This window comes from Paenibacillus sepulcri, from assembly GCF_042647105.1.
Taxonomy (GTDB): domain Bacteria; phylum Bacillota; class Bacilli; order Paenibacillales; family Paenibacillaceae; genus Paenibacillus_Z; species Paenibacillus_Z sepulcri.
The window spans coordinates 3,222,000-3,236,984 of the sequence record NZ_JBHRUP010000001.1; the positions used below are offsets into that span (position 1 = coordinate 3,222,000).

11 protein-coding genes are annotated in these 14,985 nt (G+C 44.0%); 1 reads left to right on the forward strand and 10 read right to left on the reverse strand.

Annotated elements, in window-relative coordinates; all coding sequences use genetic code 11:
* Positions 1-62: 62 nt before the first annotated feature.
* From ACFOLF_RS14310 to ACFOLF_RS14345, 8 genes are all read right to left on the reverse strand, one after another.
* The gene (locus tag ACFOLF_RS14310) at positions 63-326 is read right to left on the reverse strand and encodes a hypothetical protein (protein WP_210042330.1); all 264 of its coding nucleotides are present in this window, start codon (positions 324-326) and stop codon (positions 63-65) included.
* Positions 327-406: 80 nt separating this feature from the next.
* Positions 407-2,050, reverse strand: coding sequence for a hypothetical protein (locus tag ACFOLF_RS14315; protein WP_210042338.1), 1,644 nt, complete (start codon positions 2,048-2,050; stop codon positions 407-409).
* 379 nt (positions 2,051-2,429) lie between these two features.
* The gene (locus ACFOLF_RS14320) at positions 2,430-3,935 is read right to left on the reverse strand and encodes a DUF3800 domain-containing protein (RefSeq protein WP_210042340.1); all 1,506 of its coding nucleotides are present in this window, start codon (positions 3,933-3,935) and stop codon (positions 2,430-2,432) included.
* A 247-nt stretch (positions 3,936-4,182) separates the two neighbouring features.
* A complete protein-coding gene (locus tag ACFOLF_RS14325; RefSeq protein WP_210042342.1) occupies positions 4,183-7,941 on the reverse strand; it encodes an AAA family ATPase in 3,759 nt (1,252 codons plus the stop codon).
* Between the two features lie 247 nt (positions 7,942-8,188).
* Positions 8,189-9,625, reverse strand: a complete 1,437-nt coding sequence (gene rlmD / locus ACFOLF_RS14330; RefSeq protein ID WP_210042344.1) for a 23S rRNA (uracil(1939)-C(5))-methyltransferase RlmD — start codon at positions 9,623-9,625, stop codon at positions 8,189-8,191.
* A 30-nt stretch (positions 9,626-9,655) separates the two neighbouring features.
* A complete protein-coding gene (locus tag ACFOLF_RS14335; RefSeq protein WP_210042347.1) occupies positions 9,656-10,570 on the reverse strand; it encodes a diacylglycerol kinase in 915 nt (304 codons plus the stop codon).
* A gap of 160 nt (positions 10,571-10,730) precedes the next feature.
* The gene (locus ACFOLF_RS14340) at positions 10,731-11,627 is read right to left on the reverse strand and encodes a sirohydrochlorin chelatase (protein WP_379114191.1); all 897 of its coding nucleotides are present in this window, start codon (positions 11,625-11,627) and stop codon (positions 10,731-10,733) included.
* Between the two features lie 3 nt (positions 11,628-11,630).
* Positions 11,631-11,921 carry a YerC/YecD family TrpR-related protein gene (locus ACFOLF_RS14345; protein WP_188996801.1) on the reverse strand — a complete coding sequence of 97 codons (291 nt, stop codon included), beginning with the start codon at positions 11,919-11,921 and terminating at the stop codon, positions 11,631-11,633.
* Positions 11,922-12,131: 210 nt separating this feature from the next.
* Between ACFOLF_RS14345 and ACFOLF_RS14350 the strand changes: the two genes are divergently transcribed.
* Entirely contained in the window at positions 12,132-12,659 is a 528-nt protein-coding gene (locus tag ACFOLF_RS14350; protein WP_210042349.1) for a hypothetical protein, read from the forward strand.
* Positions 12,660-12,849: 190 nt separating this feature from the next.
* On the opposite strand, the gene ACFOLF_RS14355 is transcribed toward ACFOLF_RS14350, so the two are convergent.
* Both ACFOLF_RS14355 and ACFOLF_RS14360 read right to left on the reverse strand, forming a co-directional pair.
* Positions 12,850-13,851: an inorganic phosphate transporter gene (locus tag ACFOLF_RS14355; RefSeq protein WP_210042351.1), complete on the reverse strand. Its 1,002-nt coding sequence runs from the start codon at positions 13,849-13,851 to the stop codon at positions 12,850-12,852.
* Between the two features lie 20 nt (positions 13,852-13,871).
* A complete protein-coding gene (locus ACFOLF_RS14360; RefSeq protein ID WP_210042353.1) occupies positions 13,872-14,483 on the reverse strand; it encodes a DUF47 domain-containing protein in 612 nt (203 codons plus the stop codon).
* Positions 14,484-14,985 lie beyond the last annotated feature (502 nt).

Consider the following 14,985-nt stretch of genomic DNA (forward strand, 5'->3'; position numbering starts at 1 on the left):
TGATGAATCCAGAAGCCATCTTATTGCATCATAGATTCTTTTTATAATGTGCATAATTTGGGCTACAGTTCAAATTCGAAGTTTCCTTCATTATAGTTACTTGGATTAAATCCATTTGAAGCCTCATATGGACATTTTTCAATGTGCCCATATGAACGGCTAGCGTTAAAGTATGATGCGGAAACCCCTTCAATATTACATATATGCATGTGAGCATCACAACTATGGTTTGGACAATAGTAGCGGTTACCCTTGTCTTGTTTCTGAGCATTTTTTGCTAATAATTTCTCTGTTCTAGCAGCATCTTTATAGACATACATTGCCATAGCTCTTCCTCCTCCCAAAATTGACTACATTTCAAACACTATTCAGTTATCAATTAAACTTTCCTAAACACAGGCTACTCTCATACAATTTGGAATGTGCTTGGATCAACACCATATACATCTCTAAATTGATTACGTACCCAAGTAGTAACCTCTGAATTTGAATATTTCGATGTTAACCAAGAAAAATTATACTCAAAATGTCCCTCTTGAATGATCCATTGCCTCGTCATATCATATGTCATATTCCAAAAATAGAACGAATTAAAGGTGTTTTGAACAGATTGCTCATCTTTATCTGGAAAAGTACTCGGGTAAATATCTCCATCAATACCATCACAAAAAAGGGCTTTGTGCTCTTCAAACAACTCTCGAGCATTCTCTAACGAAATACCTGCTTTTCTTTCACCAACAGACCAGATCCCCGGCCAGCAAAAAAACTCAGGTGTAGTAAATTTATCCTGCTGAAATCTTAAAAATCTAGCGAAAAGCAATCGAACAGGTAGGTTTTCAGAACCAAACTCAAAAGAATTATCTTCTTCCATTAATTCCTTACAGTTAGTACTTGCCCAATCACTTAATTTTTCAGAAGCAGAATAAGGCGTTTTACAACTGATATAGCCACAAAGGATTTCGGAAACTTCTAAATATTCTTCCTTTGTGTAGCCATGAATCGAATTCACTAAATTTGGACTCTTTTTCTTTATTGACTCACATAACATTAAAAATCTTATCCCTGGATCTACTGAAAAAACAAATGACGGAAAATGATATAGGTCAAAAGGAAAACCGTCAGTTGGGTTAATAGCAAGATCACATACTAACAAAAATAACCCCACTACCGAATCTTCTGGTGTACCGGGCCAAGGTGTGTCAAGAATTTTGAGGAAAATATCGAACGCCTCTCTATATAGTTGACTGAGCATTCCTGCGTGCTCAAAGTCATCCCAACTCATCTTCCTGCCTGATGAGAGATACAAATACTGTAATTGCGAAAAACGAGCTTGCCCTTCGAATATCTCTCTTGCGCCTATTGGGGATAGTCGAATATCAGAACCGTGATAGTAACCAAACACTTTATTTTTATTAAGTTGCTCAAACTCCCTCTCCCACTTCCTTGCATCTGGTAAAAACACCAAATTACTATCGAATGTGGATGAAAGCAGCCATAGTACAGAACCCCAAGCCATATTATATGAATGTCCAACACTCTCAAAGTATGGAGAGTTAATTATATGTGAGGCTTTTTTAGGATCAATTGCAAGCCGCATAAAAAATTCAATATCATGCCAGTTATTTAACACACGATTTATTCTACTACCTGTTTCATTTTTCAAAGAACCCTTATGTACGGCATCATATTTCAAAATTGATTTAACAGGCCCGATATCCTGAATTAAATGCTTAAGATCCCTGTTGTTGATATGAGCTTGGGCCGGATATATAAGGCTTAACATTAAACCTAGCGTCGAACCTACATGCTGCCACCAATGTATAGTTTCATGAAAATATGTGGAAAAAGCTTGAATTTGTTGAAAGCTTAACTCGCTATTGGATCTGATCCCTGGTTCTATTGACTGAAGTTCAAGATGAATATCTGGTCGAAGCCTCAACACAAATTGAGTTGGGCTGTACAATCCCCTTACATTCCAACAAGAGTGTAGTCCGGCAGGAAGAATCCATCCTTCTTCTTTTTCAATAAGTAATTTTTTATCAAGAAACATTGTCATAGTTCCTCCAGTCTCACAGACAAGTGTGGATTACAAAACAGTGCATTGTGTATCCATTTTATACCATTCACCAAATAATTGCTTCAGTTCGACAACGACATTCGCCAAAAACCTACAACAGAAAAGAACTCAAGTAACGATCATCAAACGATCAACTTGAGTTCTTACTTTAGGTAAATGTGATCAAGATTATTTCCTCACCAGCATTTCACATGTCTTTATTTTATGCGAACCTGCCACATCTCATTTTCGAACCATCAATATGACCGACTCACATGCCTTGAGTAGATAATAATGATGCTCTAAAAAGCTAGTATACCATTGGTGGAAGATGTTTATCTCAATCTTATCAATAAATACTTCCTTCAACCTATTAGACTATAAAATCTGCATACAAACTGTCATTACATTTTGTAATCGCTACTTTTGAGGGAAAATTACTAATCCCCATGTTTGCTAGAGCTACACAGTCCATTGCCCACGCATATAATTCTTGGGGCAGCTTATAGCAAAAAGGAACCTCACTTTCACTAACTGTAATCATTGGAGTCCCGTCCTTCATAAAACCAACTGATAAAACATCCAAAGTGTTGGAACCTTCATTTATTCTTAATGGCGGTTGCTTACTCGAATCAAAGAAGACTTTTCCTCCTCTTTGGTTAAAAAAATAATCCTTATCAGTCTCTGCTATCGGATCAAGCTGCAATTTTGATCTCATATCATCATAATGTTTTGCTAAGCGTTCACATACCAGTGTATTAAAGTATTCGCCATGCATCTTTTTATCAATGGCTCTAACATCATCAATTGTCCTGTAGCTACTCATATAATCGAGCAAAGAAATAATAGCAATCAGGTCATCTGAGTAATTTCCTGAAAAAGCCTTATACCACGCATTATTCAAACGGCATATGACATGTAACAATCGTTTATATAAATAAAGTTGACGATCATTTAATTCAAACCACTTTTCTCCTAATATTTTCTTATTGACTCCATCTTCAAAGGAATCATATTGCAATTCAGTATGTAAAGATTTAAGCAATTTAGAGATTATACCAGCCAGAATATCCGCCATCCTAACCCCTACATGTTCTTTTGAATCAACCTCTGTAACAGGGGAGAGTCCTACTTGTTTTGCCGCTTTCAGCGTATCACTATCATCACCTTCTTTATCAATAAACAGCGCATATTTAGAAATATTTTTCTCTAACAAATATTTTTTAAAACCATCAAAAGCAATTTGATAGTTCCAATTAATATCCCTGTGCTCATTAATATCTTCAAGTAACCTTACTATTTGCGAAAAAGCTGATGTTTCGTGCCTCTTCAATTTTGTGTTTGCTCGATTCGCAGTGATTCGTTTATGGAAAAATGCTTTTAATAACTGAACCAATTCTCCTGTGTTTTCATACATTCCACTAATAATTTCCTGCGGTCTATACATCACTATTGCCTTAACGATTGAATACTTCAAGGCATCCGCATTTATAAATACACTATTCTTATAATTTAGAAAGAGTTGGTTTACGATATATTCTATTTTGCTTGTTACAGAAAAATACAAAAAGATGCGATTGTCAAACACATCTAAAAAGTCATGAATAAATGCTACATTGTCGGAGCTTAAAGAAGCCAATCCATTTTTTAACTGTTTTGTTTTCAATGTCGCGCTTTTTAACTCTCCATTTGATTTGCGGTCTGAATGCTTCTCTTCAAACTCGAGATATCGTTGAAATATAGAATTTTCATCTTCTGTACGCCATCCAACAATTGTTGTAACAAAATTATCGTAGTAATTATCAGAAACAACTGTAGAATGATTAATTTTTCTACTATGCTCAGATTCATCATAATAAAAATTAACGTTGTTTTCCATAAACACTATACCCCCTTGTAGTATAGGAAGTACTATTCCATTTACACCATGCAGTAGTAACTTGATCACAAGAACTAAAATGATTCACAACTCACTTTATAAAACATAAAAATACTATTATACCAATAAATATAGCAAGGTCTCCTTTACTTTATACTTGAGCAGTACTGTCACATCTCATTTCGTACCATCAATAATAAGGCTTGAGTGTGCATTAACGACCCATTACTGGCTTTTAGATCTCTTCCTATATATCGCTTAAAACTTCATCAATCTGTTCTCGTTCAATACTTCGTCTCCATGCTTCAATTGATCGTTCAATTCTCTGTTTGTGATTTAAATACGTCAATCCATTTAAAGCTGGAAGCAGTGATTCCAAGAATGATATTCTTGCTTCCATATACGGAATCATGCTCACTACTCCGCCATAACCTCTTGGTTCTAATTGAATTTCATCAAACAATAGCGGATTCGTATTTAACTTAATAAAGTGCAAAATGTGCTTTTTTCGACGCTCTGGTGAAAACTCAGCCTCGGAAATTGCTGAGAAAATTATTTTCATAAACTCGGCATCATTAAAATTGACCTCGATAAAATGTGATATCCATTCATCTTGGCACGCAATTATTGTTTCAGAATTATTTTCTGTCATAAAAAGGTGCCCTACATACTCCGCAATTCTCCAATTGAGTAGATTTTCATTACAACAATACGCTTTAAAAATATAATCGGCGTACTGAATATACTTGTCACAATTCCAAATCGCAGCTAATCGTTTTTCCTCATTCCAAAGTGCATCATCATCCTTCAAAGTAAATTCAATAAACTCATCAAGAAATGAAATTTCGTTCTGCACAAAATAAACTAAATATCGCCCGTCATTGTCTGTATGTTTATCATAGGAGATCAATTTAAGATAGATTTCTTTGAGTAAGCTAAAACCGTTATTGAATCGATCCATTAGTATGTCCGGATTAGTACCATGACCGTAAGGACTGAACATTGAATGAAAATACAACGAGAACATAAATAGAGAGTATTCATGCTTACTCAAAATTATATCGCTCGCTTTTACAAAAACATCATTGTCAAACTGCCTATACTTATCTAGAAATTCAATCTCTCTGTATGGTGACGATGTAATATTCCGCTCGTTCTCTGACAAAAAATCGTATAACTGTTGAACCATTTTCTCTGAAATAGATTCAAACGGAAGATTTTTAAAGAAAGAAAACTGCCAAGCATTCTTCTGATCGAATTCATAATTATTAATAATTCCATAGGTTTGCTCAGTACCAACCAATTCAAACAACTTATTAACTATAGTGTCAAGATATAAGTTAATCGGTGTGTTATGAGCTAGATACATATTAACTGCATACAAAAAAAGTTTTTTATTTGTTGCCAGTTGAATAAAGGCATAGGATAACCCTTCATTAATATCCCAAACATTTTTACTATTGTAATCCTGATAAATTGAACATATTTGAATTATTCTAAGAATCTTTTTTTCTGTACCGTCCGATAATAATCCTTGGATGTCAGCCTTCTTAAGTTCTTGTTCTTTCTCCCAGTCAAACTCTTCTAAGTGACGCTCACCTTTTAAAATCTTATAAATGAGAAAATCAGAGCTATTAAGGTAATCGGATAGATATGGCTGTACGTCGAGAGCGATACGTTTTAGTTGATCTGTTACTATTTTTGCAATAATACAATGTGAAAGCTTATTTGAAGAAAACAACTGACTAAAGAACCAGATTATGAACTGCGAATCAAACTGAACCAGTTCTTTCTCAACCTTATCCCCGCTGAATTGTCCATACTCTTTAATTATTTGCTCGATTTCCGACTGATGGGATTCATTATTACAATATAGTTGAAATAAACTGTTCCAGATTAGTTCTCGATATTTTTTAGACCCATCACTTAATTGAACTGGTATCTGATACATTATGAATGTACGTCCTCTTCCAGCCTCCGTAGGTGAAAAGTGCAGTTTAAGAAGCTTAGCAGAAACTTTAATAAAAAGGGTGCTAACATACTGATTCTCCCATTCATCAGCATGCTCGATAAATTTACTTATTAATTGAGTCTGTGTCCAATAGTCATAACGATGAGAATCCTTTCTAATACCCAACGAGTCTATTATCGCATGAAAAACATTCATAAAATTTTGCGGTGCCTTTTTGTAATACTCAAACAATAAATCCAGAGCCACTGGCAGGTCACTTCTATCATTAAACCCACCTAAAATGATTAAAATATCGTCATTTACACTATGATTACGACTTTCCTTGTCAAAATCTATTAAATTAATATCCAGACTCCCTTGAGGTAAGATATCAATTCTTTCTTTTAACATCAGCAGCGTTTCAGTAGGTCTAATACTATAAAATACTTTTACAAAATCGAAGAACAAAGGGCTATGCGAATTTTCGAATTCATCCCAAACTATGCTAATTTCTTTTTCGAGTTGTTGGTGCATATCCTTAGAAGCAAAAATATTAGCAAGAGTATTGACTGCGTTTATTGCACGCGGCTTATAGCTTCCAAAACATACTTTTAACATAACTGATAGCGGAATGATTCTTTTTTTCATAAATACATATGAAAGCAGATAATTGCCGAGACATTGATCAGATATTTTTACAGCTTTATCATTGTAAATGTCAACCAATTCTAGTTCGTGCAACTGATGAGCGCATTTAACAAACAAACTACTCGAACTATTTAATTGATCGAGTAGTGGCATCAAATTCTCAAGATGTTCGAGGTTAACTGCTGTTAGAAAAGCAATTATGCCCGCCACTGCACACAAGTCTCTATTCCGATCAAAAATATTACTTTGTATAAATTTTTCATAATATCCTTCATACAGTTGAGTTGCGTCATTAATACTAGACAATGACTGTGTTTCAATCGCAAGTTTTCCCGCAATGATAGCAAGCCTTGCATTTCCCTCAGCAATTCTGACAATTTTATCAAGATAGGTTGAATTTAATATCTGCAAGTTAGCCTCTAATAGCTTCTTTATTTCATCATCCGAAAATGTACTGATTGTGCAGATCTCTGGAATTGTAAAATTTCGAATATCTTGAATTGTTGTTAGCTTTGCGTAGTCCCTCACTGTAATTACGATTTTCACATCGTAGCCTTGACTATGCTTTGTAAGATACTGAAGAATATGTTGTAAACCCGTAATTTGGTTCGCATCATCAATTAACAAAAGATATTTATTAGGAGTATCTAAGTACACTTTCAAGTCTTCATATATTGGAAGTCGATTACTTTGAATACAGAAGAATCTATAATTATTTTCAAACGCGTATTTTTGACAACACTCCAAGGCTAACCGTGTTTTCCCTACTCCAGCAGGCCCTGTTATCACTGTTACCTTAGTATTTTCAATTTTAGTTAATGCTTCGATGACCTCTTTCTCTCTAAACTGAAAAATAGTTGATAATGGAGCAGCCATACCATTCGAATCATAAACGGATATGAACTCTTTAACTTCAAAGATCTGTTCGGTACTAATAGATATTCCTAAAAAGTCTCTTGATATTCCATGCAATCTAGTAAATATGTTACTGGCGATTTCATCTATCCCGTTCAAGCGAAGTAATATGTCACTAGCCGAGCAAAAATCCCGCAACTCTTTGCTTTTCCCTGCGGACAAATTAGACGAAGTATGGCAATAAATTATTTCCGTTATTCCTTGAATTGGTACTCCTGTTTTCTCAGGTTTCAAACAGTCACAAATATCTTCATATATCTTTTCATATATGTTTGATTGCTGAGTAGTGTACATAACAAAAATATACTTTTCACTGGGGTCAAGAAAGTATGTATCCGGAATTCCCTTCGTAGTCTTCGTGGTTCCAGCTTTTGTTCCTAATGACAATATATTCTCATATCCCAACTTAAATAAATATGCATCGCACAGCTCTTGAAAAGCCCCGCCATCAAGTTGTAAGATTTTTTGTTTTATATCTGTCAATTTTGACATTGATAATTACCTCCCAAAGTTTATTCCACATCATTCAGTTCTATCCTCGTTTAATTCTTTAATTACTTTCAAATAATCCCCAGGCAAATATATTTTTCATTATCTCTTATAAAGTTGCTGCTGAGTAGTGCGTAAGTATTACAAGCCAATACAGATTAGATATGCACAATGAGAATATAAAAAAGTCCAAGTGATATACACCTTGGACGAATGAAAAATCATATTTATTCAGCGAACCTGCCACATCTCATTTTCTAACCATCAATATGACCGACTCCACATGCACCGTCCACGGAAACATATCCACCGGTTGAACCTCAACCGTCCGGTACCCGCCATCCTCCAGCACGCGCAGATCTCTCGCCAGTGTCGAAGGATTACAGGACACATACACGACCCGCTCCGGCCGCATCGCAAGAATGGTCTCCAGCAGCGCTTCGTCGCAGCCTTTGCGCGGCGGATCGACTACGATCACATCCGGCACGATGCCTTCCTGCCGCCAGCGCGGAATAACCACTTCCGCCGGACCCGCCTCGAACTCGGCATTGCCGATTTCATTCAGCGCGGCATTGCGCCGCGCATCCTCGATCGCCTCCGGCACTATCTCCACGCCATACACTCTGCCCGCCTGGCGGGCCAGAAACAGCGAGATTGTGCCGATCCCGCAATATGCGTCAATGACCGTCTCCGATCCGGTCAGCCCCGCATACTCTACCGCCTTACGGTACAGCTCCACCGTCTGCACGGGGTTCACCTGATAGAACGAGCGGGCCGAAATCGCGAAGCGGATCCCGTCCAGTTCGTCATAGATCACATCGCTGCCCCACAGGACGCGGGTTTCATCGCCGAAGATCACATTCGTCTTGCGCGTATTGACGTTCTGCACGATACTCGTCACACCCGGAATTGTCTCGCGAATACGCTCTACCCAGCGCTCGACCTGCGGAATCCGCTGTCCGTTCGTCACCAGCACGACCATGGCTTCACCGGAGACAAAGCCGACCCGCGCCATCACATGGCGCAGCAGCCCGCGGCCTGTCTCTTCGTCGTACGCCGTGATGCCAAGCTCACGGCCGACGGCCTTCACCTCGGCCACAATCTCATCATTGACCGAATGCTGGATCAGGCACTGATCCATATCGATAATACGGTGGCTGCCCCTCGCGTAAAATCCCGCAACCAGCCTCATATCCCTGACGCTTGCCGAACCATCAGCCGCTCTGCCCGCTTCCGGCACCATCCCGATCGGAACCTGCGCCTTATTGCGGTAATGCCAGGGCTTGTCCATCCCGATAGCAGGATGCACGATCACATCTCCGCTATCTCCGCCCTCACCCGCGGCAACACGCAGCTTGCCGATCCGCTCCAGATTATCCACCACATGCTGCCGCTTCCAGCGCAGCTGGGCGTCGTAGTCCATATGCTGCAGCTGGCAGCCGCCGCACTGCATATAGATCGGACACGGCGCCTCGACACGGTCGGGGCTGGCCGCAACCAGCTCCTGCAGCTTGGCATAGCCATACTGCTTCTTGACCTTGAGCACTCTGGCGCGCACGCGCTCGCCGGGAAGCGCTCCCTGTATAAAAAGGGTAAAGCCGTCTGCACGGCCTACCCCTTCTCCCTCATGCGTCAAGCCGACAATGTCGACGACGACTTCATCATTTTTGCTGACTGGAACACTCATTTGCCTTCGATCGCTCCGTTATTCTCTAGTTTACTTATAGGTTGTATTGCCCTCTTCATCCACGAAGATTTCCAGATGCGACGGCAATATATTAAACGTACAAGGCAGCGTGCCGCCGTATTCGCCATCCAGATTAAGCTGAATATAATCCGGCGTCGTTACCTGCAGCGCACGGGTCTGAAAATGAACCACATGCGGATCATGCAGATGCTCGCCGCGCAGGGCAAGCGAGGCAATCCGGATGAATTCGCCGAGATTGCATTTCTTCAGCACGATGACGTCGAGCAGCCCGTCGTCAATCGTGGCATCCGGCGCGAGCTTCTCGAAGCCGCCGACCGAATTGCTGTTGCAGATGAGGAACAGCATAATCTCCTCGTGCATTTCGCCAATCTCATCGGCCTGAAGGATCAGCTCGGTCGGGCGCAGACGCGTCATTTTCTCAAGGCCCTTCATATAATAGGCCAGCTGCCCGATCATCGTTTTCAGCTTGCTGGGCACCTCATAAGTCAGCTCCGTCAATGAGCCGCCGCCCGCAATATTGATAAAATACCGCTCGTTTGCCTTCCCAAGATCGATTGGACGCTTAAACTGCTGGATGATCAGATCGCAGGCGGACTCCCACTGCTTGGGAATACCCAGTCCCCGGGCAAAATCGTTGGTTGTGCCCAGCGGCAAAATCCCGAGCGGCGGCCGCGATTCCTTGGTTGCCAGACCGTTGATAACCTCATACAGCGTTCCGTCTCCGCCTGCCGCAATGATCATGTCAAAGCCGCGGTCCGCCGCTTCCGATGCCGCTATGGTGGCGTCCCCTTCGCTCTCAGTAGCATGGCAGCTGGTCTCGATGCCGCCCCGTTCAAGCCGCTGCAGAATATCCGGCAGCCGCCGCTTGATCTCTTCTCTCCCCGAGGTCGGATTATAAATTAATCTTGCCCGTTTAATTGACATTGTGGCCACCTACGGCATGTTCCAACCGTGCAAGCGCCGCTCCCGCGGCCGCTTGGCTACAAGTGAAACCGGCCTGTTACCCTTCCCCTTATCATATATCTTTACTTCTATCGATTAAACCAATCTCCGGCCCTGCGAATCGCCGGCAGCCGATCCGATTCTAACCCAACCCGGCAAGCCATCCGTTGATCTGCCGCTCCATCCAGCCGGCCAAGCTGGAATGCGGAAGCATTGCGCGTCCGTTATACCGGTAAACCAGTCCGCCCAGCCTTGACGGAATCACCGTCCGGGTGAAATATCCCTCACTCAGAAACAGCGGCACCACAATAACCGCCTGATCCGGCCGCTTGCGCAGCATCGCGTCCAGCCTGCTTGCCGCCTGATCCGGCAGCAGCATGGCAATATCCCCGCCAGCGAAGCCGCCAAGCTGCTGCAGCCGCTGCTGCAGCTTCGTCATGCCGCTTCGCCAGCGGTCATGAAAGACCGCTTCGCGGGAGCCATGCGCCACCACCAGCAGCCGTTCCCGATCCGGCGCCTCCGACAGCCCGCGGATGTTCGCGAGCAGCAGATCGGCGATCTGCGGATCATCGTCGATCGGCACGCCGAACCGGATACGCGTCCCCGGGTTCCAGCGAAACCGTTCCAGCTCGCCGGTCCGCGCCGGGGATACCGGCGCCTGGCCGAAGGCCTGGGCGATGTCATCCACATGCGTGCTGCCGGACGAGACAAAGAGCGGAAGGACGTAAATATCCGTCACACCTTCCGCTTCCAACTTGTCAATGCCATCTTGTATTAGCCGCCCTTCGACAATCTCCAGAAAGGACGAAACGACCGGAACCGTCTGTCCGCCAGAGGCAGCAGCCATCTCCAGCCGCTTCCCGGCCGCCGTTGAAAGTGATGAAGATCCTTGTACGATAGGTGATATTCCTGCCTGCGTTTGACCGCTCGCCAAAGGCTGCTTCACAAGCGAGGCTGCCGACTCCACCGCGTCATCCACCAGCCGTACCCAATCCGCTTCCCGCGAACCGTGGCTGATGACCAGTACCCCCGGCTTCATCGATTAGCGTCCTGCGCGCTCCAGCGCCATTTTGTACCCGTCATTGCCGTAATTCAGACAGCGCTTCACGCGCGAAATCGTCGCCGTACTTGCGCCGGTCTCCGCCTCTATCTGATTATATGTGGAACCCTTGCCTAGCATTCGCGCCACTTCAAGGCGCTGCGACAACGATTGAATCTCATTCACCGTGCACAAATCGTCAAAAAAAACATAACATTCCTCAACTGTTTTGAGCGTCAATACCGCTTCAAACAGCTGATCGACCGTTTTATCGTTAAGCTTCTTAAGCTGCATCGTTTGCTTCCCCCTACCCGAACTAATATTCTCATTGTATCGGTTTCAGGCTTACTTTTCAAGCGTTACCGTATTCACGCATTACAGGATAGAAGAACCGTTCGGCTCGCAAATACCCGCACCTGCGGAATTTTTTAAGGCAAAACCGGGCATTCGTCCAATCCTTATGTTTGCCTATGCCATAGACTATAAACAAAACGGAAAAAGGTTGTGATCCGCGTGAAATACCGCTACGATCCGTCCCATAGAAGCTTTCAGCAGCCGCCTCTCGGGGGGCCGGGTCCCGGCCCCTTTCCGGGCATCTCCGATCCCTTCTTCGGCGGAGGAAATATGGGCTTTAACCAGGGAGCTCCCTTCAATCCCGGGCAGTTTCAGAACCCCGGTCCGGGCGCCATCGTTCCGCTTGCGGAGACGATTACCGAAGGCGTAACGGCAGTGCCGGCCAAAGTAGGCGGCTTCTCGCTGCCTACCAGCCTGAGCGATATCAAAGGAATTGTCGACCGGATGGGCGGCATCGAGGGTATTGTCAGCACGATGACCAAGGTGCAGAAGGTTGTCGGCAGCATTACCCAGATGGCCCCGCTGATCAAAGTGCTGGCAGGCTCCTTCGGCAAAAAAGACGCAGACGAAGAGGATGATGCGGCAATAACGCGGCGCAGGAAGCGCCGGCGGCCAAGAGGGGCAGGTTCCGGCTCCAAGCGCAAGCGGCGCCCTGTTAGCAAGAAACGGAAGCGTTAATAAATCGCAAACGGCCTGGGGGCACTCAACCTGTTGGGATGCCCGACATTCAAGAACATTCTATGGGATAAAACGAACTTGAGTGAGCAAATGTAACCAACATTGAACAAGAAAGGCTGGATGTCAGAAGCCGCTGGACGCTTGATGCGCCTGCGGCATTGACAGCCAGCCTGTTATCATTCACGGGAAGCTACATAAACAGCAGCATAATCTGATAGATCAGTGCGGATAGAAGCACCGTCACCGGAATGGTTACGATCCAGGAGACCACGATCCGCCCGGCAAGCCCCCACTTCACAGCCGAGAAGCGCTTCGCGCTGCCGACGCCCAGAATCGAGGAGGTAATGACATGCGTGGTGCTGACCGGCAGATGCGTAAGCGTGGCGGTCAGGATAACCGATGCCGACGTGATGTCTGCCGCAAAGCCGTTGATCGGCTCGATTTTGAAAATCTTGGTGCCCATCGTTTTGATGATTTTCCAGCCGCCGATGGAGGTGCCAAGCGCCATGGCGGTTGCTGCGGATATTTTGACCCACAGCGGTATATGCTCGATGTTGTCCTGCAGGCCTGCCGTCACCAGTGCGAAGGTCATAATTCCCATCGCCTTCTGCGCATCGTTGGTGCCGTGCGTGAACGATTGGAAGGCAGCCGTTATGATCTGCCCCGTACGGAAGCCTTTGTTGATCTGATGCGGGCTGGATTTGGCGAAAATCTTCTTCAGGAGCCACATCACAATAAAGCCGCCTGCAAAGGCAATTAACGGCGAGAAAATAAGTGCTTTTACTATTTCGGTGAAGCCGCCCTCATTGAGGGCGCCAAATCCGTCCGCGCTAACAACCGCACCGGCAAGCGAACCGACCAGAGCGTGCGAGGAGGAGGAAGGAATGCCGAACCACCAGGTGACCAGGTTCCAGATAATGGCGGATATCAGTGTGGCGACGATAACCTGTACCCCGTTGTCAAGCGTGGCGGGGTCGGCGATGCCGCTGCCGATTTTTTTGGCTACGCCGGTGAACAGCATGGCTCCTGTGAAGTTCATGACGGACGCAATGACGATCGCCATACGCGGCGAGAGCGCTCTTGTCGATACGGACGTTGCGATGGCATTGGCCGTATCGTGAAACCCATTTATAAAGTCAAATGCCAAAGCGAGAAAAATGACTGCTCCAACCCAGATGTACATCATATCCATACCCGCTCGTCACCTACTCCTTAGCTGTTGCGCATGATGATGGTTTCGAGTGTGTTGGCAACGTCTTCGCAGCAATCGGTCGTTTGCTCCAGCCGCTCATAAATTTCCTTGCGCTTGATCAGTTCAATGGGATCCTTCACATTGGCAAACAAACTTTTGATGCATACCCGCAGCAGATCATCGGCCTGGTTCTCCAGTTCATTAATCGAGATAGCCGGCTCCCGGATTGCCAGAAGCTTCTTCTCCGACAATAGATAGATCGCCTTCTTGATCTGCTGGGCGCTGCGGAGCAGAATTTCGGCGAACAAGGTAATATACTCATCGGGCTCCGTGACATTGTACATCTCAAAGCGCGATGCAGATGCTTCAATACCGTCCAGCACATCGTCAAGCGATGTGGTCAGCGCCATGATATCCTCACGCTCAATCGGCGTAATAAACGTTTTGTTCAGCTCTGTCAGGATTGTATGTACATAGCTGTCGCAAGTGGTCTCATACTCCTTCATATCCTTTGCGAACTGGGTAACATCCCTGATTTTCGCGACATTGACCTCAAAATATTGAACAGCCTCAAGAATCGTATCTGCCATCGCTTCCAAAGTCGTAAAAAAAATGTCCTTTTTCTTAAACATCGGTATTCCCCTTCGCCCTTATCTTTATTGTGAAAAACATGCACTTAAGTGAACATATGAAACCGACAATAGCTTAACATAGTTTACCTTGCAATTGTTAAGGGATTGTAAAGGTTTTATGACTTTTTATGAAAAACAGCAAAAATAAATTTTCCAGCTATTTTTTTCGGTCCTTTCAAGGAGAAAAGGATCTGCCGCCTAAGATTCCGGAATCGTTTCCTGCCCGAATACCCCTGCATGACTGAAGTAAAAATCCAGCCCGCACCGCTATTGTTTTCCTTAACCGCTTAAAATAACCAGTCTTGTGGACATTCGGTGCAAATGGGCATAGCCGCATCATCATTGTGTATCTGCTGAAGGCCATCCCCGCTGCCAAGGTAAACCGGATATTTCCGGCTTAACTGCGCCGCACGGAATAACCCAGCCGGATGCTCCCGATTGACCGGATACACAAGAAAACCGGGTCAGCATGTCAGCCGCCCGGTCACTCGTCTTTATCTGT

Excerpts from the sequence above, each read along its gene's own strand:
- ACFOLF_RS14310 (WP_210042330.1), bottom strand. The coding sequence starts at position 326 with ATGGCAATGTATGTCTATAAAGATGCTGCTAGAACAGAGAAATTATTA.
- ACFOLF_RS14315 (WP_210042338.1), bottom strand. The coding sequence starts at position 2,050 with ATGTTTCTTGATAAAAAATTACTTATTGAAAAAGAAGAAGGATGGATT.
- ACFOLF_RS14320 (WP_210042340.1), bottom strand. The coding sequence starts at position 3,935 with ATGGAAAACAACGTTAATTTTTATTATGATGAATCTGAGCATAGTAGA.
- ACFOLF_RS14325 (WP_210042342.1), bottom strand. The coding sequence starts at position 7,941 with ATGTCAAAATTGACAGATATAAAACAAAAAATCTTACAACTTGATGGC.
- rlmD (WP_210042344.1), bottom strand. The coding sequence starts at position 9,625 with ATGAGTGTTCCAGTCAGCAAAAATGATGAAGTCGTCGTCGACATTGTC.
- ACFOLF_RS14335 (WP_210042347.1), bottom strand. The coding sequence starts at position 10,570 with ATGTCAATTAAACGGGCAAGATTAATTTATAATCCGACCTCGGGGAGA.
- ACFOLF_RS14340 (WP_379114191.1), bottom strand. The coding sequence starts at position 11,627 with ATGAAGCCGGGGGTACTGGTCATCAGCCACGGTTCGCGGGAAGCGGAT.
- ACFOLF_RS14345 (WP_188996801.1), bottom strand. The coding sequence starts at position 11,921 with ATGCAGCTTAAGAAGCTTAACGATAAAACGGTCGATCAGCTGTTTGAA.
- ACFOLF_RS14355 (WP_210042351.1), bottom strand. The coding sequence starts at position 13,851 with ATGGATATGATGTACATCTGGGTTGGAGCAGTCATTTTTCTCGCTTTG.
- ACFOLF_RS14360 (WP_210042353.1), bottom strand. The coding sequence starts at position 14,483 with ATGTTTAAGAAAAAGGACATTTTTTTTACGACTTTGGAAGCGATGGCA.